Here is a 23,565-nt window from a genome sequence, read left to right as displayed (position 1 = left end):
CGCGGAGTGCCCCGACGGCACGGGGCCGTGCCCGCACGCACCCCTCACTCCCCGTGCGGGCGTCCGGCCCCCGGGCGCCCCCGAGAAGACCAACGGCACCAGCAGAACGGACGACGCCTCATGTCGCGCTCATCGATCCGCACCGGCCGACGGAGGCTGATAGCCGCCGCCGTCACCCTCACCGCACTCCTCGCCGGGTGCGGCGGCTCCACCGGCACCTCGACCGGTGACGAAGACCGCACGGACTCCGCGAACGGCGACCGCGCCACCACGGACGTCACCGTCGAACCCATCGAGGCGGCCCGCGAGATCACCGACCACCGGGGCGTCACGGTCGCCACCGACGCCCCGCCCCGCCGCGTCGTCTGCCTCGTGGCCCTGTGCGACGACATGCTCGTCGAACTCGGCATGGAGCCCGTCGCCACGAACAGCGCGCTGCTCGCGCACCCCGACCTCCTCGGTGAGCGGCGGGCCGCCGAGATCCCCGTCGTCCCCGGGGGTTTCCTCGCCCCCGAGGTGGAGGCGATCCTCTCCCACGAACCCGACCTCGTGATCGGGCTGGAGGACACCCACGGCAAGCTCGCCCCCGCGCTGGAGGGCGCCACGACGTTCTGGCCCGTGCAGCCGGAGAAGTGGCAGGACAGCGTCGGCTACCTGCGCGACCTCGCCGCCCTCACCGGCCGCACCGAGCAGGGCGAGAAGGCCGAGGGGGCCTTCCGCGCCGCCCTCGCCGAGGCCGAGGCCGAACCCAGTGAGCACACGGCCCTCATCATCTACGGCAGCGACGAGAACTTCGGTGTGGCCACCCCCGGGACCGACGTGGCCGCCGGGCTCCTCCCGAAGCTCGCCGACTACCCCTTCGCCTCCCGGGGCGTGGAGGGGAGCTACAGCCTGGAGGAGATCCTCGCCAAGGACGTCGACGTGCTGTTCGTCGAGACGATGTCCTTCGGCGACGACAGCGGCAAGCTCTCCGAGAAGCTCGCCGACAACCCCCTGTGGGGGCAGATCCCGGCCGTGCGCGACGGCGACGTGCACGAGGTCGACCCGGAGGTGTGGGCCAAGGGCCGCGGCACCCGCTCCCTCGGCATCGTCCTGGACGAGGCGACGGCCGCGCTGCGGTGACCGGCCGCCGCCACGCCCTCGTCCTGGCCGCGCTGCTGCTCGCCGCCGCGCTCGCCGCGCTCTGCCTGGGCACCCCCGTCGTCGCTCCGGCCGGGCTGCCCGCAGCGCTGCGCGGCGTGCTGCCCGGTGGCGAGCACGGCGGCCTGACCGGCGTCGTCGTCGGCGAGCTCCGGCTGCCGCGGCTGGTGCTGGCGCTGGTCGCCGGGGCCTGCCTGGGCGCCGCCGGACTCGTTCTCCAGGAGGCGCTGCGCAACCAGTTGGCCGTGCCGGAGATGCTCGGCGTCTCCTCCGGTGCCGCGCTCGGCGTCGCCGCGCCGCTCGTGCTGGCCGTCTCGCTGCCCGCCGTCGTAGAGCCGCTGCTCGCGCTCGGCGGCGCGGCGCTCGGCGGCGTCCTCACCCTGCTGGCCGCCGGCTTCGGCCGGAGCCCGTCCGCCGTCCTGCTCACCGGCGCGGCCGTCTCCGCCGCGCTCCAGGCGGCGCTGCTGGTCCTCATGGTGATGGCCGACCAGCTCGACCTCCAGCTCATCTACCGCTACCTCCTCGGCTCCCTCTCGGCCCGCACCTGGGACGACGTCACCGGTCTGTGGCCGTGGCTGCTCGCGGCCCTGCCCGCGCTGGTCCTGTGCGCGCCCGTCCTGTCCGTCCTGCGGCTCGGGGACGAGGACGCCGAGGCCCTGGGGGTGCGGGTGCGCCGGGCCCGGCTGGCCGCGCTGGCCGTCTCCGTCGTGCTGATCGCCCCGGTGGTCGCCGTCTGCGGGCCGGTCGCGTGGGTCGGCTTCCTGGCCCCCCAACTGGCCCGGCGGCTGCGGCCGCACGCGGGGCCCGTGCACTGGCTGCCCTGGTCGGCGGGGTGGGGGGCCTGCGTCGTGGCGCTCGCCGACGTGCCGGCCCGCCTCGCGCTGGCCCCCGTCGAGACGCCGGTCGGGGCCTGGACGGCGCTGCTCGGGGTGCCCGTCGGCGTCGCCCTGCTCCGCGCCGGGGCCCGGCGACGGGCGGTGGCGGCGTGAGGGCCCGGACGACCCCCGTGGCGTCGCTCGCCCGACGCGTGCGGTCCCGCGCCGCCCGGCGGTTGGGCGCGCTCGGCGCCCTGGCCGTGCTGGTGGCCGTCGCCGACCTGCTGGCCGGTCGGTCGCTGGACCCCGGCGCGGTGCTGGAGGTGCTGAGAGGCGGGGGCGACCCGACCGCGCGGCACGTCGTGCTCCACCTGCGCCTGCCCCGCCTGCTCGTGGCGCTCGGCGCGGGAGCCGCGCTGGGGCTGGCCGGCCTGGTGCTCCAGTCGGCGCTGCGCAATCCGCTGGCCGGGCCGGAGGTCACCGGCGTCACGCCGGGCGCGGTGCTCGGGGCGGTGACCGCGACCGGGCTCGGCTTCGCGGGCTGGGAGTCGCCGGCCGCCGTCTGCGCCGCCGCGACCGTCGGCGGGTTCACCGGCGCGGGGCTGCTGTGGCTGCTGGCCGGGCGGGACCGGGGCGACCCGGCGGGCACCGCCGTGCACGGCGTCCTCGTCTCGGCGGTCCTCGGCGGCCTCACCGCGATGGTCCTGCTCGTCGCACCGGGCGAGTTGGGCAGCGTGGTGCAGTGGCTCGTCGGCAGCACCGAGGGCCGGGTGTGGGCGCACTGGCACCTGCTGTGGCCCTGGCTGCTGGTCTGGGCGGCGGCCGTGTGGCTGCTGGCGGGCCCCCTGACGCTGCTGCGGCTCGGCGACGAACCGGCCGCCGCCGCCGGGCTCGCCACCGGACGGGCGCGGGCGCTCGCCCTGCTGTGCGCCGTCGCGCTGACGGCGGGGGCCGTCTCGTCCGTCGGCGCGCTCGGCTTCGTCGGCCTGCTGGTGCCGCACCTGGCCGTCGCGCTCTTCGGGGCCGACCTGCGGTACGCCCTGCCCGGCGCCGCGCTGACCGGTGCCGTCGTGGTGTGCGGGGCCGACGCGCTGGCCCAGGTGCTCTCCCGGCACCTGGCCGGGTGGCTGGACGCCGACCGGCTGACGCTGCCCGTCGGCGCGCTCACCACCTGCCTCGGGGCCGGGCTGCTGCTCGTGGTGGTGCGCCGCGCCCCGGACCGTACGTTCTGACGCCGTCTTCGAGGAAGTGGACGATGGACCTGACCGAACCGCCCGGCATCAGCGTGGAGGGGGCCGACTTCGGCTACCCGGGGCGTCCCGTGCTCCGCGACGTCGACCTGCGCGTGCCGCCGGGCGAACTGACCGCGCTCGTCGGACTCAACGGCTGCGGCAAGTCCACCCTGCTGCGGCTCGTCGCGGGCCTGCTCAGACCCGACCGGGGCCGCGTGCTGCTCGGCGGCGACGACCTGGCGCGCCTGGGCCGTCGGGCCGCCGCCCGCCGGGTGGCCCTGCTCCACCAGTCCGCGCCCGCCGTACCGGGGATGACGGTGCGGCAGTTGGTGCGCCAGGGCCGGTACGCGCAGCGCGGCCCGCTCGGGATGCTGCGGGACGGGGAGGACGCCGCCGTGCGCCGGGCGCTGGCCGACACCGGCGTCGCCTCCTGGGCCGACCGTCCGGTGGACGCGCTCTCCGGCGGCGAGCGGCAACGCGTCCGGCTCGCCATGGCGCTCGCCCAGGACACCCGCGTCCTCCTGCTGGACGAGCCCACGACGTACCTGGACCTGCGCCACCAGCTGGAGGTCCTCCAGACGGTGGTGCGGCTGCGGGCCGAGCGGGGGATGACGGTGGTGATGGTGCTGCACGACCTGGGCCACGCCGCCCGGTTCGCCGAGCGCGTCGTGGCGCTGCGGGACGGCCGGATCGTCGCGGACGGGGCGCCGAAGGAGGTCGTCACGCCCGCCTTCCTGGCCGAGGTGCTCGACGTGGCGGGACGCGTGGGGGAGGACCCGCACGGCGGGTGGCCGGTGTGTTACCCGGATCACCCTCTCACGGCTAGCACATGACAATCATTTTCACGTAATCTCTTCCTGCGTCACCCGATCGGGTGACCTCAACCGCCCCGATTCCAGGAGGAATTCATGGAGCAGGAGAAGGTCTTCGCCCCCATCGCCGACCCGGGCCAGCTCGCCCACGCCTCGGCCAGCCACTCCAACGCGCTCGTCGAGAACCCCTTCGACGACAACGAGGAGTAAGACCCCGTCCGGCGGGCCCGGCCTCCGGGCCGGGCCCGCCCCCGACCGCACCCGAGGAGCACCCTCATGACCCGCAGCCGGCTCGCCCCCGGAGTGGAGGTCGTCGCCGTGCCCGGCGGTGGGCCGGCCCTGCGCACCGCCGACGGCGAGTTCCTGCGCATCAGCACCGGTCAGGCGGACCCGGACCACCTGCTGGCCCGCCTGACCGGCCGTGCCGCCTCCGCCTCCGACGCTGACGCGCTCGACCGCCTCGTCGCCGCCTTCGCCGACGCCGGGTACCTCACCGAGGCCGGGGACGAGCATGGCCACGAGCCGCCGCCGTGGCCCCGACACCACCGCGACGTACAGCTGTTGGGCGCCCCCGCGCTCACCGGCCCGCTCGCCGCCTGCCTCGCCGCCGCCGGTGCCGCGCCCCGCACCGTCCCACCCGCCGAAGTCGGCGCCGGCCGCCCCGCCGCCGTCGTCTGGTGCCTCGACGGGCCCGTCCCGCCCGGCCTGTGGGACGAGGCCGACCAGCTGCCCGACCGGGGCACGGCGTGGCTGCGCTGCCACCGGGAGGGCCACCAACTGTGGATCGAGCCGCCGGCCTGCGGTCCGGGTGACGTCTCCGCCGCCCACGTGCGGTCGCGCCGGCTGGCCGCCACCCCGGCCCACCGCGAACTCGCCGCCTACTGGGCCGGCCACCGCACGGCCGGGGCACCCGTCACCCTCGGCCCGGCGGCGGCCGCCTTCGTCGCCGCCCTGCTCGCCGCCGACCTGACCCACTGGGCCACCGACGCCGCCCCACGGCCCGGCGCCCTGCCCGTCACCCGTCGGCTGCGCCGCGTCGACCTGCGGGATCTGACGGTGACCCAGCACGCCGTCCTGCCCGTGCCGCCGGTCGCCCCGCCCGTCAGGCCCCGTCGGTGACCGCACCTGTGCACACCGAGCACCTGCCGGCCGCCGACGGCACCCCGCTCGCGACCGGCCTGTGCCTGCCCGCCGGGCCCGGACCCCACCCGACCGTCCTGATCCGCACGCCCTACGACCGGCGGCTCCACCACGCCGAACTGGCGGCCTGGGCCCGGCGCGGCTTCGCCGCCCTGGCCCAGGACGTGCGGGGACGCCACGGTTCGGCGGGGGAGTGGCGGCCCTACCACCACGAGCGCGCCGACGGGGCCGCTGCCCTGCGCTGGGTGCGCGCCCGCCCCTGGAGCGACGGCCGCGTCGTCGCCGCCGGGGCCTCCTACGCCGCGTACTGCGCACTGGCCCCGGCGCTCGACGCCACGCAGGACGCCGCGCCCGAGGCCCGGCCCGACGCCGTCATCGCCGCCGTTCCGGCCCTCGGCGCCGCCGACACCGCCCGGGAACCGACCGGCCCCGAACGACTGTGGTCCCGGGCCGGCTGGTGGGCCGCGCACGGCGACCGGCCGGACAGCGAGCCGGACGCCCTCGCCCTGGCGCTGGCACAGGACCCGCACCTGCTGCACCACCTGCCGCTCACCGACCTGCCGCGGCGTCTCGGCCGCCCGCTGCCGTCCTGGCCACAGCTGTGGCGCGGCCGGGAACGCGGACGGATCGTCCGGGCCGCCGCGCGGGCGACCGTGCCGCTGCTCGCCGTCGGCGGCACCCACGACCCCTTCCGAGCCGACACGCTGGCGCTGTGGGAGGAGTGGCGGGGCGCGCCCGCCCGGCTCCTGCTCGGCCCCTGGGCGCACGGCCTGACCGCTGCCCCGGGGCCCGACGCCGACCCGGCGCACCGGGTCGCCCTCGGTCCGCTGTACGCACGCTGGGCCCGGCTCGCCCTCGACGGCGGGCTGGCACCGCGGCCGCGCGGCGCGCTCGCGCTCGGCGGCGCCCCCCTGTGGCTCCCGGCCACCGGGTCCGCGGCCCGGCACCGGCCGCGCCCGCTCGTGTGGCGCTTCGGCCGGCCGGGTGGGCTCCGCGTCCTGAGCGGCGGCCGCTTCACGGCGGATCCGCGCGATCCCGTGCGCTCCGACGACCTGACCGTGCCGCGCCGTCCGGACGACGCGCCGGACCGCTGCGTGCTGCTCGCCGCACCGCTGGCCCGCCCCCTGGACCTGCTGGGCGAGGCGGCCGTCCGGCTGCGCGTCACCGCCGACGCGCCGACCGCCGACTGGGTCGCCCGGCTCATCGCTCTGGCGCCGTCCGGGCGCGCCGTCCACCTGGCCACCGGAGTCACCCGCCGCCACGACCCGCCCGGCCGCCCCGCCGACGTCACCGTGCCGCTCGGGCACCTGGCCCGGCGGCTCCCGCCCGGCACCCGGCTGCGGCTGGAGATCGCCGGACACCACTTCCCCGCCCACGCCCGCAACCCGCACACCGGACAGGACCCGGTGACGGCCACCGAGCTGCGCCCCTCCCGGCGCGCCGTGACCACCGCGGCCGGTGCGCTGGAGCTGCCCGCCGTCCGCCCGTGCCGCTTCACCGACGCGGTCGACCCCGTTCAGGAGATCTGCCGATGACCACTCCGCCCGCCCTGCCCCTCGACGCCCTCGTGGACCCGGTGTGCGGCCTCGTGCGGTCCGTGGAGCCGGTCGCCCACCCCACCGGCGCGCCACCCCGCTACGTCGCCATGACCGCCGAGGTCGCCGACGCCCGGCGGCTCGGCGCCTGGCCCGCCGACCGCGTCTCGCTGGGCACCACCTTCGACGATCCCGAGGGGGCCCGCATCGCCGCCGTCGCCGAGGCCGTCGAGCGGTACTGCGGCAACCGCGTCCCGCCGCCCGGCCACCCCGACGCGCCCCTGTCCGCGACCCCCGCCGAACTCGTGGCCGCAGGCCTGCGCCACCTCGGCCCCGCCCACCTGCCGTGCTACGCCCCCTGGCAGTACGCCCGGCCGGACTTCCCCTACCGGCCCCTGGACGCGGACACCCCCGCCCTGTGGGCCCGGGGCCAGGAGCACCTGCCGGACGGCGGCACCGCCGAATGCCGGATACCGGTCTCCCTCACGTACCTCAACTGGCGCCAGGGCGAGCTGCGTTCCCACCCGCGCACGCACCACCTCAACTACGCGGGCATCGCCACCGGGCAGGGCCTGACGGACGCCGTCGAGCGCGGCCTGCTGGAGGTCGTGGAGCGCGACGCGCTGGAGCTGTGGTGGCACCTCGACGGCCCCACGCGCGGCATCGACCCGGACAGCGTGCCGGGCCTCACGGACGAACTGACCGGTTCCGGACTGCGGTTGTGGCTGACGGAGATGCCCTCCGAGTTCGCGCCCTGCGTCGCCGCACTCGTCCACGACCCCGAACGCGGCGTGTACGCCGCCGGGTTCGCCTGCCGCGAGGACCCGGCCGAAGCCGCCCGCAAGGCCGTCCTGGAGGCCGTGCACACCTGGGTGTTCACCCAGGGCCTCACCGCACCGGACGGCTGGGTCTTCCGCGCCGTGGACGCCGGACTGCTCGCCCGGGGGCTCTACCTCGACCACCGGGCCGACGCCCGCTACCTGGACTCCTGCGGGACCGACTTCGCGGCCGTCCGCGACCTCGGGGCGCACGTCCAGGTGTGGCTGGACCCGCGCATGGCCGCCGAGGCACGCCGCTTCACCGACCCCGCGCTCGGCGTCGTCCCCGTCGACGCGATCGAGCCCGGCGGCCGGGAACGGCTCTGGGGCGCCCTGCACGCGGGCGGACACCGCGTCGTCACGGCCGACCTCACCACCGAGGACGTCGCCGAGACCCCGCTGCGCGTCGCCCGCGTCCTCGTCTCCGGGCTGGTGCCCAACGCCCCCGCCGCCTTCGCCTACCTGGGCTGCGCGCGGTTCGCCGAGGCCGCCGTGGCCCGGGGCTGGCGGACGTCCGCCCCACACGCACCGGAGGACTTCAGCCTCGCCCCGCCGCCGCACATGTGAGCCCGCCGCCATGACCCGTCCCCCGTGTGACGTCCCCACCGGTGCCGACCCGGGCGCCGACGCCGACCTGCCCGCCGTCCTCGCCCGGGCGCGCGGCGCCGAGACCCCCGGCCCGGACACACCGCCGGGCCCGCCCGTGCCCGCCTGGCCCGGCCCCGCGCGCCCGGTGCCCGCCGCCCGCCCCGGCGAGGTGGACCTCGGCCCCCTGCTGCGGCTCTCCCTCGCCGCCCGGGACGCGGGCGGACGACTGCGCCCCGCCTCCTCCGCCGGGGGACTGCACCCGGTCGACGTCCGCCTGACGGTGGGCACCGCGGCGCCCCTGCCACCCGGCCGCTACGGCTACGACCCGCTGGCCGACCGCGTCCACCGGCTCGGTGCCGCACCCGGCCCGGTACCGCCCGGGGTCCGGGCCGAGCTCAGCGTGACGCTCGCCCGGACGCGGTCCCACTACGGCCACCGCGCCTGGCCGCTCGCGCTGCTGGACACCGGTCACGCCGTGGCCGCCCTGTGGCTCGCCGCCGGGGCGCTCGGCGCCCCCGCCCCCGCCCTGGACCTCGACGGAGCGAGAGCCGAACCGCTCGCCACGGTCCACCTGCCGCCGCCCGGGAGCGGACCGGCCGCCGCCCATCCCCGCCCGGCACCCGAGTCCGGGCGGCTGCTCGCCCGGCGCAGCGCGCCGCCGCCGCTCACCGGCGCGCCGGACGCCGCCGCGCTGGCCGCCGTCCTGGCCGTCGCCGAGACGGCGGGGGCCGGCGTCCTCGGCTGGTGCGCCGCCCTGGGCGGGAGCGCACCCGGGCTGTTCGCCCTCGACCCCGGCGGGGGGCTGCGCCGCCTGGCCTCCGGCGAGGCCCGCCCGACGCTGGCCGCCTGGGCGGCCGGACAGGGCTGGATCGCCCGGAGCGGCGCCGTCCTCCTCGGCTACGGCTGCCCGGACGACGCCGACGCGGCCCACATCCGCCGCGCCCACCTGTGCGCGGGCCACGCCGTCGGGCTCGCCCAGGCCGTCGCCGACCGCCACGACCTGGGTGCCCGCCCGGTGGGCGCCTGGCAGCGCGCCGACCTCGGGGCCGCCCTGGGCGAGCCGCCCGGCCGCGACTGGGTCGTGCACGGGCTCGCCCTCGGAGCCGACGGCCCGCCCCCCGCCCCCGACGCCTCCGGGGCCCGTGCCGCTCCCGGGCCGACCGGAACCCCACCACCGCAGGAGCCGCACCCATGCTGATCCACCCCGAGCTGCGGGCCGCCGCGCGCACCGCGCCGCGCCCCCTGCTCGCCGCCACCGCACTGCTCGGCGCCGTCGCCCTCACCCACCTGGCCCAGGCCGGGCTGCTCGCGCTCGCCCTGGCCGCCGTCGCCCGGGGCGAGACCGGCCCGCTTCCATGGCTGCTGGGCTCCGTCGCCCTCGTCGTCGTGCTGCGCTCCTGGCTCGGCTGGCGGCAGCGACGCACCGCCGCCCGTGCCGGGGCGCTCGTCCGCGTCCGGTTGCGGGACGCCCTCGTGGACCGGCTCGGCGAGCTCGGTCCGGCCCACCTCGAGGGCGCGCGCGCCGGGGCGGTGCGCACCACGCTGGTCGACGGGGTCGAGGGCGTGGACGCCTACGTCTCCCGCTACCTGCCGCAGCTCCTGATCACCTGCGCCACCCCGCCGCTGCTGCTGGCCGCCGTCGGACTGATCCGGCCCGCCGTGCTGCTCGCCCTCCTCCCGGCGCTGCTGCTCGCCCTGCTCGGGCCGCGCGCCTGGGACCGGCTGCTCGCCCGGCGCGGCGGCGAACACTGGGACACCTACGAGGAGTTGGGCGCGGACTACCTGGAGGCGCTGCAGGGCATGCCGACCCTGCGCGCCGCCGGGGCCGTCGGCCGGACCCGCGCGCGGCTGGAGCGCCGCTCGGCGGCCCTGCACCGGGCCACGGTCGCCAAGCTGCGCGTGTCGCTGGTGGACACCGGACTCACCGACCTGGCCGTCCAGGGCGGCACGGTCGCCGCCGCGTTGCTGGCCTGCTGGTCGGCGGCGACCGGCGCCACGACCGCCACCGGCACCTACCTGCTGCTGCTCCTGATCTCCGAGTGCTTCCGGCCCGTGCGCGACCTGGCGCGCGAGTGGCACGCCGGCTACCTGGGCGCCTCGGCCGCCGACGGCATCGCCGCCCTGCGCACCGCACGCCCCCGCACCTCCGACGGGGGCACGCGGGACGCCCGCTGGGCGCGGCCGCCCGCCGTCCGCTTCGAGCACGTGGGCTTCCGCTACCCCGGCGCGCTCCGCCCGGCCCTGCACGACGTCACCTTCACCGCCCGGGCCGGGCGTACGACGGCCGTCGTGGGGCCGTCGGGCGCGGGCAAGTCGACGCTGCTCGCCCTGCTGCTGCGGCAGCACGCACCGGACCAGGGGCGCGTCCTGCTCGACGGAACGGACGTCGGGCGGTACACGCTCGCGGCGCTGCGCCGGGGCGTCGCGGTCGTCTCCCAGGACACCTACCTCTTCCACGCCACCGTGGCCGACAACCTCCGCCTCGCCGCCCCGGACGCGGACGACGCGGCGCTGCGGGCCGCCGCCCGCACCGCGGGCATCCACGACGAGATCGCCGCGCTGCCCGACGGGTACGCCACCGTGGTCGGGGAGCGCGGCGCCAACCTCTCCGGCGGCCAGCGGCAGCGCCTCGCCCTGGCCCGCGCCCTGCTCGCGGACGCGCCCGTCCTCGTCCTGGACGAGGCCACCAGCGCCGTCGACGAGCGCCGCGAGGCCCACGTCCTGCGCGAGCTGGCGGACGCAGCCCGGGGCCGCACCTGCCTGGTCATCGCCCACCGGCTCGCCTCCGTGCGGCACGCCGACCACATCGTCGTCCTGGCCGGGGGCCGCGTGGAGGCGACCGGTGACCACACCACCCTGCTGGCCGAGTCCCCGGTCTACGCCGGGCTCGTCGCCGCCGGGCACACCGAGGGGAACGGACTCGCCGCATGACCGCCACCGAGGCCCCGCACCCCGGCCCGCGTCCCGGTGCGCTACGCGCGCTGCTGCCCGCCCTGCGCCCGCACCGCGCCATGGCCGTGCGCACCACCCTCGCCGCCCTCCTCGAACACGCCGCCCTGGCCGCGCTGGTGACGCTCGCCGCCCACACCGTCGGCGCGGCCCTGCTCGACCGCGAGCCACCCGGCCCCGGCACGGTCGCGGCCCTCGTCGGCCTCGTCGCCGTGCGGGCCCTGGCCACCTGGCGGGAGATGGACCTCTCCCACGACCTGGCCTACCGGGTGCTCGCCGCCCTGCGGGTCCGCGTCTTCGACGGGCTCGCCCGCAGCGCCCCGGCCCGCATCGCCGGGCGCCGCAGCGGTGACCTGGCGGCGACCGCCATGGCGGACGTGGAGGCCCTGGAGTTCTTCTACGCCCACACCACCGCCCAGCTGCTCGCCTCCGGAGCGGTCCTCGGCGCCGGAGGCACCGCCCTGGCGTTCGTCGAACCGTCACTGCTGGCCGCCGTCCTCCCGGCCGCCGCGCTGCTGCTCGTGTCGGCCCTGCTGGAGGGCCGCGCCCGGGCCGCCCGGGGCGCCCGCACCCGGGCCGCGGCGGCCCGGCTCTCGGCCGACACCGTCGACACCGTCGACGGGCTGCCCGAACTGCTCGCCTTCGGCGCCCTGCGCCGGCGCCGTGCCCTGCTCGCCGAGCGGGGCGCCGAGCTGGGCCGGGCCCAGCGCGCCGAGGCCGGGTGGGAGGCCGCCGCCTCGGCGCTGCGGGAGGCCGTCGTGGTCGGCGCCGTGCTCGCCGTGGTCGCGGTCACGGCGCAGGCCGTGACCGACGGACGGCTGGCGGGTCCCTGGGCCCCGGCCGCCCTCGCCCTGGCCCTCGCGGTGCTGGCCCCGGTGGCGGAGTCCGCGCAGGCCCTGGCCCGTGCCGCCGCCCTGCGCCCGGCCGCCGCCCGGGTGCGGGCCGCCGTCCACGCGCCGGCGCCCGCCCCGCCCCCCGCCGCGCCGGTGCCCCTGCCGCCCGGTCCGCTGGCCCTGCGGCTGAGCGGGGTGCGGTTCGGCTACGGCGGGCCGCCGGTGCTGGACGGGCTCGACCTCACGGTGCCGCCCGGCCGGACGCTCGCCCTGGTGGGCGTCTCGGGTGCGGGCAAGTCCACCTGCGCCCATCTGCTGGCCCGCTTCTGGGACCCCGAGGCCGGGAGCGTCGCGCTCGTGCCGGAGCGGGGAGCGGCGGTGGACCTGCGGTCGCTGACCGACGCCGACCTGCGGCGCGCGGTCGCCGTCGTGGGCCAGGACGCCCCCCTCTTCCACGGCACCCTTGCCGACAACCTCCGGCTCGCCGCTCCGGAGGCGAGTGACGCCGAGGTCGCGCGCGTCGCCGCCCTGTGCGGCGTGGACGAGATCGCCGCCGGGCTGCCGGACGGTCTGGCCGGGCGGGTCGGGGAGCGGGGGACGACCCTGTCGGGCGGTCAGCGGGCCCGCGTCGCCCTGGCCCGCGCGCTGCTCGTGCGGCCCCGGGTGCTCGTGCTGGACGAGTCCACGGCCCAGCTCGACACCGCGAGCGAGGCCCGGCTGGCCGAGGCGCTGGCCCCGGACGCGGCCGCACGGGTGACGGTGGTCATCGCCCACCGGCCCGCGACCATCCGGCGGGCCGACCGCGTCGCCGTGCTCTCCGGCGGCCGGGTCACCGAGACGGGCACCTGGCGCGAGCTGACGCGGCGGCCGGGGGAGCTGACCCGCATCCTGGACCGCCGCCCCTGACCGGCGCCGACCGGGCCGGGCGCGGGCGGCCGCGCGTCAGCTGATGCGCAGGGCCAGGAAGAAGTCGAGCTTGTCCTCCAGCCGCGACAGGTCCCGGCCGGTGAGCTGCTCGATCCGGCCGATCCGGTAGCGGAGGGTGTTCACGTGCAGGTGGAGCCGCGAGGCGCAGCGGGTCCAGGAGCCGTCCGACTCCAGGAACGCCTCCAGCGTGTCGATCAGTTCCGCGCGGTGCCGCCGGTCGTAGTCGCGCAGCGGGTCCAACAGCCGTGCGGTGAAGGCGCGCCGGACGTCGTCGGGGACGAAGGGCAGCAGGAGGACGTGGGAGGCGAGCTCCTCGTGCCCGGCGGCGCAGACCCGTCCGGGGCGGGCGGCCGCCACCCGGCGTGCGTGCCGGGCCTCCTCCAGCGCGCCGCGCAGGCCCTCGGCGGAGGTCACGGCCGCGCTGACCCCGAGGGTGAGCCGCCCGTCGTCGGCCAGGCCGCGCTCCAGCGGCTCGCGGACCGAGGCCAGCATGGCGTGGGCGTGCAGCCCGGGCGAGCCCGCGCCGGGGTCCGGGGCGCGCTCCCCGGCCGCCCCGCCGGAGGACGGGTCGTCGGTGGAGAGCGGAACGAGGGCCACCGCCTCCTCGCCCGTGTGGGCGACGGCGATCCGGTCGGCCGGGTCGGGACCGGGGACGCCCGGGTCCACGAGCGCCTCCTCCAGCAGCGACTGGGCCACCGGGCCGCCGGGAATCCCCGCGCCGGACCACTCCACCGAGGCCACCACGACCTGCCAGCGCGGCGCCGTGCCGAGACCGGGCAGCAGGACGGGGGCCGCCACCCGCAGCCGCGCGGCGATCTCACCGGGCGGCGCGCCGCCCTGGACCAGCTCCAGCACGTCCTGGGCGAGGCGGCGCCGGACGGTGCGGGCCGCGTCGCGCCGGTCCCGTTCGACCGCGATGAGCTGGGTGACGCCCTGGAGCAGGTCCAGCCGCTGCCCCGGCCAGTCGCCGGCGTCGGCCTCCACGGCGAGCAGCCAGTCCGAGAGCACGGTCGCGCGCAGGTCCCGGCCGTCGCTGCGGACGGGGAAGAGCGAGTACGTCGTCCCCTCGAAGGAGGTGCGGTAGGGGCCGCGGCGCCCGCCGCGCAGCGCCGCGAGGTGTTCCCCCGCGAGCTGGGCGCGGACGGCGGCGGGGAGTTCGGGGGTCTGCGAACCGGGCCCGGCGCCCGCGATCTGCCGCCCCGTGGGCGTCAGCACCCAGGCGCGCAGGTCGAGGTCGGAGCCGAGCAGGTCGAGCACGACATCGGGCCCCGCGCCGCCGGGGCCGGGCGTCATGAGGCGTCGGTGTCTTTCGACGACCGCGGCCAGGTCCCCGGCGCGTTCCCCGGAGACCTGGCGCACCACGTGTTCGGTGATGGTCGCGAACGCGACGTCCTCGTCGACCGCGAACAGCGGCAGCCGGTGCCGGGCGCAGGCGGCCACCAGGTCGTCCGGAACCTGACCCATCTCCGCCTCGCCCGCCGCGAGTCCGGCCACGCCGGCGGCGGCGAGGATCCGCACGAAGCCGTCCGAGTCGTCGGCGTCACGGCGCCACGCCAGCCCCGTGAGCACCAGTTCTCCGCCGGAGAGGTACCGACTGGGGTCGCGGAGGTCCGTCGTCATGACGCCGCGCACCTGACGGTCGAGCTCCTGCTCGCCACCGAGGAGGCGCAACCCGAGCGAAGCCGTCTCCAGCAGTGCACGCAGCCGCATGTCGTCGCTCACCGTTCCGTCGTGTGTTGCTTCTGTGATCGGACGAGCCCGGCCTCACGGAGAGGTACCCGTCATTCGTTCGAATCTACAAGACCGGACGGGTCACCGGCTAATCGCTTCATGCCTTCGGTGACTGCACCGGCGCGATTCGACGCCTGTCTACTGGGTCACACCTGATGAACGACAGATGAACGCTCACGGGGCAAGGGCGCCTCTTTGGCCAGGCCCCCCTCACCTCATGTAGTCGCGATCCGAGAAGACCGAGAAGAGAGTTTTCATGGACTTCCTGCGCCCCGCCGGCTGGGAGGAGGCGCTCGCCGCGAAGGCCGAGCACCCCACGGCCGTGCCCATCGCGGGCGGCACCGACGTGATGGTCGAACTCAACTTCGACCACCGTCGACCCGAGTACCTGCTGGACCTGAACCGCGTCACCGAACTCCACGAGTGGGAGGTCGGAGAGGAGAACGTCCGCCTGGGCGCCTCGGTTCCCTACAGCCGGATCATCGACCACCTGCGGACCGAGCTGCCCGGGCTGGCGCTCGCCGGTCACACCGTCGGCTCGCCGCAGATCCGCAACCGCGGCAGCGTCGGCGGCAACCTGGGCGCCGCCTCCCCGGCCGGCGACTCCCACCCCGCGCTGCTGTCGGCGGGCACCGAGGTGGAGGTCGAGTCCGTCCGCGGCACCCGCTTCATCCCGGTGGAGGAGTTCTTCACCGGCGTGAAGCGCAACGCGCTGGCCGCCGACGAACTCATCAAGACCGTCCACATCAAGAAGGCCACCGGGCCGCAGCAGTTCTCCAAGGTCGGCACCCGCAACGCCATGGTCATCGCCGTGTGCGCCTTCGGCATCGCACTCCACCCGGAGACGCGCACCGTGAGGACCGGCATCGGTTCCGCCGCCCCCACGCCGCTGCGCGCCACCGCCGCCGAGGAGTTCCTCAGCGCGGCCCTGACCGACGGCGGCTTCTGGGAGAGCGGCAAGACCATCACGCCCTCCATCGCCCGCCAGTTCGCCGAACTGGCCTCCGGCGCCTGCAACCCGATCGACGACGTGCGCGGCAGTGCCCGGTACCGCCGCCACGCCGTCGGGATCATGGCCCGCCGCACCCTGGGCTGGACCTGGGACGCGTACCGCACCGGGGGCCTCGGCACCCGCACCACCGAAGGAGGCGCACCGTGCGCGTGAACTTCCGAGTCAACGGCCGGCCGCACGAGGCCGACGACGTCTGGGAGGGCGAGAGCCTCCTGTACGTACTGCGCGAGCGCATGGGCCTGCCCGGTTCCAAGAACGCCTGCGAGCAGGGCGAGTGCGGTTCGTGCACCGTCAGGCTGGACGGCGTGCCCGTCTGCGCCTGCCTGGTCGCGGCCGGCCAGGTCGAGGGCCGCGAGGTCGTCACCGTCGAGGGCCTGGCAAACTTCGCCAAGGACCGCGCGGCCGGCTGCGCCGGCGGAGCGTGCGGGGGCACCGACCTCAACGCCGCCCGGCAGTGGGAGGCGGACCCCGAGCGGGCCGAGCGCGCGGACGACGGCGCCGTGAGCGGTGCGGGCGCCGAACTGTCCACCGTGCAGCAGGCGTTCATCGACGCCGGAGCCGTCCAGTGCGGCTTCTGCACGCCGGGCCTGCTCGTCGCGGCCGACGAGCTGATCGAGCGCAACCCGCAGCCGAGCGACGCGGACATCCGCGAAGCGCTCTCCGGCAACCTGTGCCGCTGCACCGGCTACGAGAAGATCCTCGACGCCGTCCGCCTCGCCGCGGCGCGCGAGGAGTCCCAGACCGCTGGAACGGGGGCCTGACGATGGGCGGAGTGACCCGCACCCCGACGAACCTCACCCAGGGCAGCGCCACCAAGGGCGGCATCGGCGAGTCCACGCTGCGCCCCGACGGCACGCTGAAGGTGACCGGCGAGTTCGCCTACTCCTCGGACATGTGGCACGAGGACATGCTGTGGGGCTACACGCTCCGCAGCCCGCACGCCCACGCCGAGATCCGCTCGATCGACACCTCGGCCGCCCTGGCCCAGGCCGGCGTCCACGCCGTCCTGACCTACGACGACCTGCCCACCGAGGTGAAGAACTACGGCCTGGAGATCCAGGACACCCCCGTCCTGGCCCACGGCCGCGTCCGGCACCACGGGGAGCCGGTGGCGATCGTCGCCGCCGACCACCCCGAGACCGCCCGCCGGGCCGCCGAGAAGATCCGGGTCGACTACGCGCCGCTGCCCGTCGTCCACGACGAGGCCACCGCGACCGCCGAGGACGCGCCGCTGCTGCACCCCGGCCGCGACGACCACCACGCGGGGCACGTCCCGCACCCGAACGTCGTCCACCGCCAGCCCATCGTGCGCGGTGACGTCGAGGCGGCGCGGGCCCGGGCGGACGTGATCGTCAGCGGCGAGTACGAGGTCGGCATGCAGGACCAGGCCTTCCTCGGCCCGGAGTCCGGCCTGGCCGTCCCCGCCGAGGACGGCGGCGTCGACCTGTACGTCGCCACCCAGTGGCTGCACTCGGACCTGCGCCAGATCGCCCCGGTCCTCGGTCTGCCCGAGGAGAAGGTCCGCATGACGCTCTCCGGCGTCGGCGGTGCCTTCGGCGGCCGCGAGGACCTGTCGATGCAGATCCACGGCTGCCTGCTGGCGCTGCGCACCGGCAAGCCCGTCAAGATCGTCTACAACCGGTTCGAGTCGTTCTTCGGCCATGTGCACCGCCACCCGGCGAAGCTCTGGTACGAGCACGGCGCGACCCGCGACGGCAGGATCACGCACATGAAGTGCCGGATCGTGCTGGACGGCGGCGCCTACGCCTCGGCCTCCCCGGCCGTCGTCGGCAACGCCTCCTCGCTGTCGGTCGGCCCGTACGTGATCGACGACGTCGAGATCGAGGCCGTCGCGCTCTACACCAACAACCCGCCCTGCGGCGCGATGCGCGGCTTCGGCGCGGTCCAGGCGTGCTTCGCCTACGAGAGCCAGATGGACAAGCTCGCCGCCGAGCTGGGCATGGACGCGGTCGAGCTGCGCCGGCTCAACGCCATGAGCCAGGGCACGATCATGCCCACCGGGCAGGAGGTCGACTCCCCGGCGCCCGTCGCCGAGCTGCTGCGCCGCGTCAAGGCGCTGCCGCTCCCGCCGGAGAAGCAGTGGGAGAGCGGCGATACGGCCGGGACCAGCGTCGACGTCCGCGCCCTGCCCGGCGGGCTGTCCAACACCACGCACGGCGAGGGCGTCGTGCGGGGCGTCGGCTACGCGGTGGGGATCAAGAACGTCGGCTTCTCCGAGGGGTTCGACGACTACTCGACCGCCCGCGTCCGGCTCTCCGTCGTCGGCGGCGAGCCGGTCGCCATGGTGCACACCGCGATGGCGGAGGTCGGCCAGGGCGGCGTCACCGTGCACGCGCAGATCGCCCGCACCGAGCTGGGTGTCACGCACGTGACGATCCACCCGGCCGACACCCGGGTCGGTTCCGCCGGCTCCACCTCGGCCTCGCGGCAGACCTACGTCACCGGCGGGGCCGTCAAGCACACCTGCGAGGCCGTCCGCGAGAAGGTGCTGGAGCTCGGCCGCGCCAAGCTGGGCACCTACCACCCGGCCTGGGCGACCGCCGAGCTCCTGCTGGAGGGCGGCAAGGTCGTCACCGACGGCGGCGAGGTGCTGGCCGGCATCGCGGACGTCCTGGAGGACGAGGTCGTCGACATCGAACTGGAGTGGCGCCACCGGCCCACCGAGGCGTTCGACCTGCGCACCGGCCAGGGCCAGGGCCACGTGCAGTACTCCTTCGCCGCGCACCGCGCGGTGGTGGAGGTCGACACCGAGCTGGGCCTGGTCAAGGTCATCGAGCTGGCCTGCGCCCAGGACGTCGGCAAGGCGCTCAACCCGCAGTCGGTCGTCGGCCAGATCCAGGGCGGCACCACGCAGGGCCTGGGCCTGGCCGTCATGGAGGAGATCGTCGTGGACACCGACGGGAAGGTCCGCAACCCCTCCTTCACCGACTACCTCATCCCGACCATCCTGGACACCCCCACCATCCCGGTGGACGTCCTGGAGCTGGCCGACCCCAACGCGCCCTACGGGCTGCGCGGGATGGGCGAGGCCCCCACGCTGTCCTCCACCCCCGCGGTGGTGTCGGCGATCCGTGCGGCCACCGGTCTGGCGCTGCGGCGGGTACCCGTCCGCCCCGAGCACCTCACCGGTACCTGACGGAACCTGGAAGTGAGGCGCCGGGCGGATCTCCGCACCACCCCGCCCGGCGCCGCCCGCTCAGAAAGCCCCCCACGGCAAATGCGCACCACACTCGTTCGTCTCGGGCCGTCCCCCGCGTCGTGCATCCCAAATCCCGGCCGGCGTAAGGAGCCGGCGGGTGCCCCTGTGAACCTTGGGAGTTGGCACACATGGCACAGTCGTCGATAGAGCCGAGGACCGCGGCGGAAGACGCGGGCTCCGGCTCTCGCCCGCCCGCGGGAAGAGGCTGGCTCGACCGGTACTTTCACATCACCTCACGCGGCTCCACCACGGGCCGGGAGGTGCGTGGCGGCATCACCACCTTCATGGCGATGGCGTACATCCTCCTGCTCAACCCGTTGCTGCTGAGCGTCCCCGACGTCAACGGCGACACCCTGAACCCGGCGGCGGTCGTCACCGCGACGGCGTTCGCGGCGGGTCTGTCGACCCTCCTGATGGGCATCATCGGCAAGGTGCCCCTCGCCCTGGCCGCCGGGCTGAGCGTCTCCGGCGTCCTGGCGACCCAGGTCGTCCCGGGCATGACGTGGCCGCAGGCCATGGGCATGTGCGTGATCTACGGTGTCGTGATCATGCTCCTGGTGATCACCGGTCTCCGGGAAAAGATCATGAACGCGATTCCGATGGGGCTCAAGCACGCCATCACCATCGGCATCGGCATGTTCGTCGCGATGATCGGCCTGGAGAAGGCCGGGTTCGTCGGCCGGGGCGGTGAGGGCGGCCCGCCGATCACCCTGGGCGTCGAGGGCGCGCTCGCCGGCTGGCCGGTGTTCGCCTTCTGCCTCACCGTGCTCGCGATCTTCATGCTGATGGCGCGCAACGTGCCCGGCGCCATCCTCATCGGCATCGGCGTCGGCACCGTCTTCGCCCTCGTCGTCACCGCCGTCTTCGACCTCGGCGACGAGGAGTGGGGCCTGGCCACCCCGGCCTTCCCCGACACCTTCGTCTCCAGCCCCGACTTCAGCCTCTTCGGCCAGGTCGAGTTCGGCGGCTTCGCCGAGCTGGGCGCCGCGACCGTCACGACGGTCGTCTTCACTCTGGTGCTCGCCGCCTTCTTCGACGCGATGGCCACCATCATCGCGGTCGGCCAGGAGGCCAAGCTCGCCGACGAGAAGGGCCGCATGCCGGGTCTGAACAAGGCGCTGCTCGTCGACGGCGCCGGCGGTGCCATCGGCGGCTCGGTCAGCGCCTCGGGCCAGACGGTCTTCATCGAGTCCGCCTCGGGCGTCGGTGAGGGAGCGCGCACGGGCCTGTCGGCCACGGTGACCGGACTGATCTTCGGCCTGATGCTGCTGTTCACGCCGCTCGCCGAGATCGTGCCCGGGCAGGTCGCCGCGGCGGCGCTGGTCGTCATCGGCGCGATGATGATGCAGAACGCCCGCCACGTGGACTGGAAGGACCGCGCGGTCGCCGTTCCGGTCTTCCTCACCGTGATCCTCATGCCGTTCACCTTCTCGATCGTCAACGGCGTCGGCGCGGGCATCATCGCGTACTGCGCGATCAAGCTCGCCCAGGGCAAGTGGCGCGAGCCGGGGCTGTTCATGTGGATCCTCGCGGCCGTGTTCGTCTACAACTTCGCGTTCGTGGGGCACTGACGGCACCGAGCGGCCCGCCCGGCACCGCGCCCCCACCCCCGACCTGGACAAGGAGACCGCCATGCTGGACATCGCCGATGAGCTGAACCGGTGGTGCGAGCAGGGACGTGACTTCGCCGTCGCCACCGTCGTGGCCACGCACGGCAGCGCCCCGCGCCGGCCGGGTGCGGCCATGGCGGTGGCCGCCGACGGGAGCGTCGTCGGCTCCGTGTCCGGCGGTTGTGTGGAGGGCGCGGTCTACGAGCTGTGCCGGGCGGCGATGGAGACGGGTACGCCCGTCACCGAGCGCTTCGGCTACAGCGACGAGGACGCCTTCGCCGTGGGCCTGACCTGCGGCGGTGTGATCGACGTCCTCGTCACCCCGGTACCGGCGGCGGCCGGTGCGGACGGCGGCGTGGATGAGCCCGCCGCCCGCCCGGCCGTCGCCGCCGCGGTGGCCGCCGCCTCCCGCCGGGAGGCGGCGGCGCTCGTCCGGGTCGTCGCGGGTCCCGCCGGGCTCCTCGGCCGCACCCTGTACGTCGCGCCCGACGGCTCCCGTCTGGGCGTCCTGGACGGGGCCGGCGGCCCCGCCGGGCCGACGGCTCTGGAACGCACCGCCGTGGCCGAGGCCGTCGGGCACCTGGCCTCGGGCCGGACCGCCACCGTGGAGCTGGGCGCCGACGGCAGCCGCTGCGGCGAGCCGGTGACCCTGCTGGTCGAGACCAGCGTCCCGCCGCCGCGCATGCTCGTCTTCGGCGCCATCGACTTCGCCTCCGCCCTGGTGCGGATCGGCCGGTTCCTCGGCTATCACGTGACGGTGTGCGACGCGCGCCCGGTCTTCGCCACCGCCCGGCGCTTCCCGGAGGCCCACGAGGTCGTCGTCGACTGGCCGCACCGCTATCTGGAGAGCCAGCGACTCGACGGCCGCGCGGTGCTGTGCGTGCTGACGCACGACGCGAAGTTCGACGTGCCCCTGCTGGAGCGGGCCCTGCGGCTGCCGGTCGCCTACGTGGGGGCGATGGGCTCGCGGCGGACCCACGAGTCCCGGCTGGCCAAGCTGCGCGAGGCGGGGGTGGGCGAACGGGAACTGGCCCGGCTCCGCTCGCCGATCGGGCTGGACCTCGGCGGCCGGACGCCGGAGGAGACCGCCCTGTCGATCGCGGCCGAGATCGTCGCGGACCGCAACGGCGGCTCGGGCGTCCCCCTCACCGGCGGCGGCGTCCCCATCCACCACGACCCCCGCACGGCGCGGCTGGGCTCGGTCGCCTGACGTTTGTACGCGGCACCTTTCTTCCCGCCTGCATTGGTATGGACATGTCCAAAACTGGTCTCTACCGTCAGAGTTGGTCTGGACCAACTCAGGCAACCCCCACGTCAGGCAGGAGCGCAGCCATGCGCACGATCACCTCCCTCGCGGCGGCCCTAGGGCTGGCCGCCGTGACCGTTCTCACCTCCGCGGGCCCGGCCACCGCGCACGGATACACCACGTCGCCGCTCAGCCGTCAGCTGCACTGTGCCCAGGGCACCGTGAGCGGCTGCGGGGCCATCCGCTGGGAGCCGCAGAGCGTCGAGGGGCTCAAGGGCTTCCCCGGACGCGGGCCCTCCGACGGCACCATCTGCGCCGGCGGCAACGCCCGGTTCGCCGAACTCGACGACCCCCGCGGCGGGGCCTGGCCGGCCACGCGGCTCAGCGGCGGTCAGCAGTACACGTTCACCTGGCGCAACACCGCGCCGCACCGCACCACCAAGTACGAGTACTTCATCACCCGGGACGGCTACGACCCCACCCGGCCGCTCACCCGCGGCGACCTGGAGGCGCAGCCCTTCCTCACCGTGAACCTCGGCGGCCGGCAGCCGGCCACCGTCGAGAGCCACACCGGGCGCATCCCCGCCGGCAAGACGGGCACGCACCTGATCCTGGCCGTCTGGACCGTCCACGACACGGCGAACGCCTTCTACGCCTGTTCCGACGTCAGGTTCTGACCGGCGGGTGCCGGGCGGCGTCAGCCGAGGCTGGCCGCCCGGTCGCCCGTGTCCACCGGGGCCGTCGACGCGTCACCGGCCTCGGCCGCGCGGCGCACCTGGTCGGCGGTGAGGGCGTACCCCGTGTCCGGGTCGGTCACCGACCGGGCGAAGACGACGCCGTAGACCCGGCCGTCCGGGGTGAGCAGCGGCCCTCCGGAGTTGCCGGGACGGACCGTGCCCCGCAGCGGATGGATCTCCCGCGTGACCATGCCCGCGTTGTAGATGTCCTGCCCCCGGGCGGTGACCTCGCCCGCCACGGTCGCGGCCTGGAGGTCCAGCCCGCCGTTCTCCGGGTAGCCCGCGACGACGGCCGGGTCGCCCCGGGAGACCTCGGAGGTGAACTCCAGCGGCGTCGCCTCCAGCTCGGGCACCCGCAGCACCGCGACGTCGATGTCCGGGTCGAAGTGCACGACGGTCGCCGACAGGGCGGGGCCCACCCCGCCCACCCGGACGGTCGGCCGGTCCACCCCGGCCACGACGTGGGCGTTCGTCATCACCCGGCGGTCCGCGTAGACGAAGCCGCTGCCCTCCTGGCCCTGCCGCCGACCGTCGACGAGCGCGACGCCCTCCACCTTGACGCTGCCGCGCTGGGCGGCGACGGTGGCCGCCTCGGTGACCTCGTCCCCCGTCGGCTCGGGTACGCCGGTGACCGGCTCGCTCTCGAAGGGGTTGAAGACCCGGGGGAAGCCGGCCGTGGTGAGGGCGTTCGTGGCCCGGCTGAACCAGGTGGGCGCGGCCTCCGGCATCCGGTCCTGCACGGCGCCCAGCACCGTCGAGCCCCGGACGGCCCCGCTCACCTCCGGCGAGGGGGAGGTGACCAGGACGCTCGCCGCGACCCAGCCGACGAGCAGCACCGCCACCGCGTTCGCCAGAGCGCCCCCGACGCCGTCGAGCCAGCGCACGGGCGCCCACCGCAGCGCGCCGCGCAGCTCCCAGCCCAGCCGTGCGGCGAGCGCGTGCCCGGCGCCCGCGGGCAGCAGGACGGTGAGGACGGCCGTGACCGTCGCCGCGCCGCTGCCCCGCTCGACGAAGCCCAGGGTGAACGGCAGCAGCCACACCCCCACCACCGCCCCGCCGACGAAGCCGGCCAGTGACACCAGGGCCGCCACCAACCCGCGCTGGTACCCGCTGGCGGCGAAGGCGACCGCGGCCAGCAGCAGCACGACGTCTATCAGGTTCACGACCGTTCCTCCTTCCCGGGCCGCCCCCGTCGGCCGGTGCGCCGGCCACTGGTCGGG

Annotated in this window: 19 protein-coding genes; 17 read left to right on the top strand and 2 right to left on the bottom strand. The window is 76.3% G+C overall.

Annotation, left to right across the window (positions count from 1 at the left end; all coding sequences use genetic code 11):
* The first annotated feature begins 120 nt into the window (after window positions 1-120).
* From IF129_RS07305 to IF129_RS07260, 11 genes are all read left to right on the top strand, one after another.
* Window positions 121-1,122: an ABC transporter substrate-binding protein gene (locus IF129_RS07305; RefSeq protein WP_191208650.1), complete on the top strand. Its 1,002-nt coding sequence runs from the start codon at window positions 121-123 to the stop codon at window positions 1,120-1,122.
* Window positions 1,119-2,129 (top strand): FecCD family ABC transporter permease, encoded by a 1,011-nt coding sequence (locus IF129_RS07300; RefSeq protein ID WP_318153606.1) that lies wholly within the window; start codon window positions 1,119-1,121, stop codon window positions 2,127-2,129. The genes IF129_RS07305 and IF129_RS07300 overlap by 4 nt, the downstream gene beginning before the upstream one ends.
* 38 nt (window positions 2,130-2,167) lie before the next feature.
* Entirely contained in the window at window positions 2,168-3,187 is a 1,020-nt protein-coding gene (locus tag IF129_RS07295) for a FecCD family ABC transporter permease (protein ID WP_318153616.1), read from the top strand.
* 23 nt (window positions 3,188-3,210) lie between these two features.
* Entirely contained in the window at window positions 3,211-4,020 is an 810-nt protein-coding gene (locus IF129_RS07290; RefSeq protein WP_191208649.1) for an ABC transporter ATP-binding protein, read from the top strand.
* 75 nt (window positions 4,021-4,095) lie between these two features.
* On the top strand, window positions 4,096-4,209 hold the full coding sequence (gene amiA, locus IF129_RS26685; RefSeq protein ID WP_257573115.1) for a streptamidine family RiPP: 114 nt from the start codon (window positions 4,096-4,098) through the stop codon (window positions 4,207-4,209).
* A 66-nt stretch (window positions 4,210-4,275) separates the two neighbouring features.
* Window positions 4,276-5,118: a hypothetical protein gene (locus IF129_RS07285; RefSeq protein WP_191208648.1), complete on the top strand. Its 843-nt coding sequence runs from the start codon at window positions 4,276-4,278 to the stop codon at window positions 5,116-5,118.
* Window positions 5,115-6,674 (top strand): CocE/NonD family hydrolase, encoded by a 1,560-nt coding sequence (locus IF129_RS07280; protein ID WP_318153605.1) that lies wholly within the window; start codon window positions 5,115-5,117, stop codon window positions 6,672-6,674. Before IF129_RS07285 ends, IF129_RS07280 begins: the two co-directional genes overlap by 4 nt.
* Window positions 6,671-8,059 carry a YcaO-like family protein gene (locus IF129_RS07275; protein WP_191208647.1) on the top strand — a complete coding sequence of 463 codons (1,389 nt, stop codon included), beginning with the start codon at window positions 6,671-6,673 and terminating at the stop codon, window positions 8,057-8,059. Before IF129_RS07280 ends, IF129_RS07275 begins: the two co-directional genes overlap by 4 nt.
* Window positions 8,060-8,069: 10 nt before the next feature.
* Window positions 8,070-9,278: a nitroreductase family protein gene (locus tag IF129_RS07270; RefSeq protein ID WP_191208646.1), complete on the top strand. Its 1,209-nt coding sequence runs from the start codon at window positions 8,070-8,072 to the stop codon at window positions 9,276-9,278.
* Window positions 9,272-11,011 carry an ABC transporter ATP-binding protein/permease gene (locus IF129_RS07265; protein WP_191208645.1) on the top strand — a complete coding sequence of 580 codons (1,740 nt, stop codon included), beginning with the start codon at window positions 9,272-9,274 and terminating at the stop codon, window positions 11,009-11,011. Before IF129_RS07270 ends, IF129_RS07265 begins: the two co-directional genes overlap by 7 nt.
* Window positions 11,008-12,768, top strand: a complete 1,761-nt coding sequence (locus IF129_RS07260; RefSeq protein ID WP_191208644.1) for an ABC transporter ATP-binding protein — start codon at window positions 11,008-11,010, stop codon at window positions 12,766-12,768. Before IF129_RS07265 ends, IF129_RS07260 begins: the two co-directional genes overlap by 4 nt.
* Window positions 12,769-12,804: 36 nt before the next feature.
* Here IF129_RS07260 and IF129_RS07255 read toward each other — a convergent pair whose 3' ends face one another.
* A complete protein-coding gene (locus IF129_RS07255) occupies window positions 12,805-14,499 on the bottom strand; it encodes a PucR family transcriptional regulator (protein ID WP_191208757.1) in 1,695 nt (564 codons plus the stop codon).
* A gap of 277 nt (window positions 14,500-14,776) precedes the next feature.
* Here IF129_RS07255 and IF129_RS07250 point away from each other — a divergent pair, with 277 nt between their 5' ends.
* The 6 genes from IF129_RS07250 to IF129_RS07225 all read left to right on the top strand — a co-directional run bounded on the left by IF129_RS07250 (window position 14,777) and on the right by IF129_RS07225 (window position 22,285).
* Window positions 14,777-15,685, top strand: a complete 909-nt coding sequence (locus tag IF129_RS07250; RefSeq protein WP_191208643.1) for an FAD binding domain-containing protein — start codon at window positions 14,777-14,779, stop codon at window positions 15,683-15,685.
* Window positions 15,676-16,293: a (2Fe-2S)-binding protein gene (locus IF129_RS07245; RefSeq protein ID WP_191208642.1), complete on the top strand. Its 618-nt coding sequence runs from the start codon at window positions 15,676-15,678 to the stop codon at window positions 16,291-16,293. Before IF129_RS07250 ends, IF129_RS07245 begins: the two co-directional genes overlap by 10 nt.
* Before the next feature lie 2 nt (window positions 16,294-16,295).
* A complete protein-coding gene (gene pucD, locus IF129_RS07240) occupies window positions 16,296-18,689 on the top strand; it encodes a xanthine dehydrogenase subunit D (protein WP_191208641.1) in 2,394 nt (797 codons plus the stop codon).
* 191 nt (window positions 18,690-18,880) lie between these two features.
* Window positions 18,881-20,323 carry an NCS2 family permease gene (locus tag IF129_RS07235; RefSeq protein WP_191208640.1) on the top strand — a complete coding sequence of 481 codons (1,443 nt, stop codon included), beginning with the start codon at window positions 18,881-18,883 and terminating at the stop codon, window positions 20,321-20,323.
* Window positions 20,324-20,384: 61 nt separating this feature from the next.
* Entirely contained in the window at window positions 20,385-21,572 is a 1,188-nt protein-coding gene (locus IF129_RS07230) for an XdhC family protein (protein ID WP_191208639.1), read from the top strand.
* 122 nt (window positions 21,573-21,694) lie between these two features.
* The gene (locus IF129_RS07225; RefSeq protein ID WP_191208638.1) at window positions 21,695-22,285 is read left to right on the top strand and encodes a lytic polysaccharide monooxygenase auxiliary activity family 9 protein; all 591 of its coding nucleotides are present in this window, start codon (window positions 21,695-21,697) and stop codon (window positions 22,283-22,285) included.
* A 20-nt stretch (window positions 22,286-22,305) separates the two neighbouring features.
* Here IF129_RS07225 and IF129_RS07220 read toward each other — a convergent pair whose 3' ends face one another.
* The gene (locus IF129_RS07220) at window positions 22,306-23,508 is read right to left on the bottom strand and encodes a MarP family serine protease (RefSeq protein WP_191208637.1); all 1,203 of its coding nucleotides are present in this window, start codon (window positions 23,506-23,508) and stop codon (window positions 22,306-22,308) included.
* Between the last annotated feature and the right edge of the window lie 57 nt (window positions 23,509-23,565).

Origin of the sequence: Streptomyces chumphonensis, from assembly GCF_014779715.1 — a bacterium.
Lineage (GTDB): Bacteria > Actinomycetota > Actinomycetes > Streptomycetales > Streptomycetaceae > Streptomyces > Streptomyces chumphonensis.
Note: the sequence above shows the minus strand (reverse complement) of the source record. Positions and strands in the feature narration are given on the sequence as shown.

Bases quoted from the DNA above. Each gene is read 5' to 3' on its own strand.
- IF129_RS07250 (WP_191208643.1), top strand. From the start codon at position 14,777: ATGGACTTCCTGCGCCCCGCCGGCTGGGAGGAGGCGCTCGCCGCGAAG.
- IF129_RS07225 (WP_191208638.1), top strand. From the start codon at position 21,695: ATGCGCACGATCACCTCCCTCGCGGCGGCCCTAGGGCTGGCCGCCGTG.
- IF129_RS07270 (WP_191208646.1), top strand. From the start codon at position 8,070: ATGACCCGTCCCCCGTGTGACGTCCCCACCGGTGCCGACCCGGGCGCC.
- IF129_RS07230 (WP_191208639.1), top strand. From the start codon at position 20,385: ATGCTGGACATCGCCGATGAGCTGAACCGGTGGTGCGAGCAGGGACGT.
- IF129_RS07265 (WP_191208645.1), top strand. From the start codon at position 9,272: ATGCTGATCCACCCCGAGCTGCGGGCCGCCGCGCGCACCGCGCCGCGC.
- pucD (WP_191208641.1), top strand. From the start codon at position 16,296: ATGGGCGGAGTGACCCGCACCCCGACGAACCTCACCCAGGGCAGCGCC.
- IF129_RS07255 (WP_191208757.1), bottom strand. From the start codon at position 14,499: ATGCGGCTGCGTGCACTGCTGGAGACGGCTTCGCTCGGGTTGCGCCTC.
- IF129_RS07235 (WP_191208640.1), top strand. From the start codon at position 18,881: ATGGCACAGTCGTCGATAGAGCCGAGGACCGCGGCGGAAGACGCGGGC.
- IF129_RS07290 (WP_191208649.1), top strand. From the start codon at position 3,211: ATGGACCTGACCGAACCGCCCGGCATCAGCGTGGAGGGGGCCGACTTC.
- IF129_RS07285 (WP_191208648.1), top strand. From the start codon at position 4,276: ATGACCCGCAGCCGGCTCGCCCCCGGAGTGGAGGTCGTCGCCGTGCCC.
- IF129_RS07260 (WP_191208644.1), top strand. From the start codon at position 11,008: ATGACCGCCACCGAGGCCCCGCACCCCGGCCCGCGTCCCGGTGCGCTA.
- amiA (WP_257573115.1), top strand. From the start codon at position 4,096: ATGGAGCAGGAGAAGGTCTTCGCCCCCATCGCCGACCCGGGCCAGCTC.
- IF129_RS07305 (WP_191208650.1), top strand. From the start codon at position 121: ATGTCGCGCTCATCGATCCGCACCGGCCGACGGAGGCTGATAGCCGCC.
- IF129_RS07275 (WP_191208647.1), top strand. From the start codon at position 6,671: ATGACCACTCCGCCCGCCCTGCCCCTCGACGCCCTCGTGGACCCGGTG.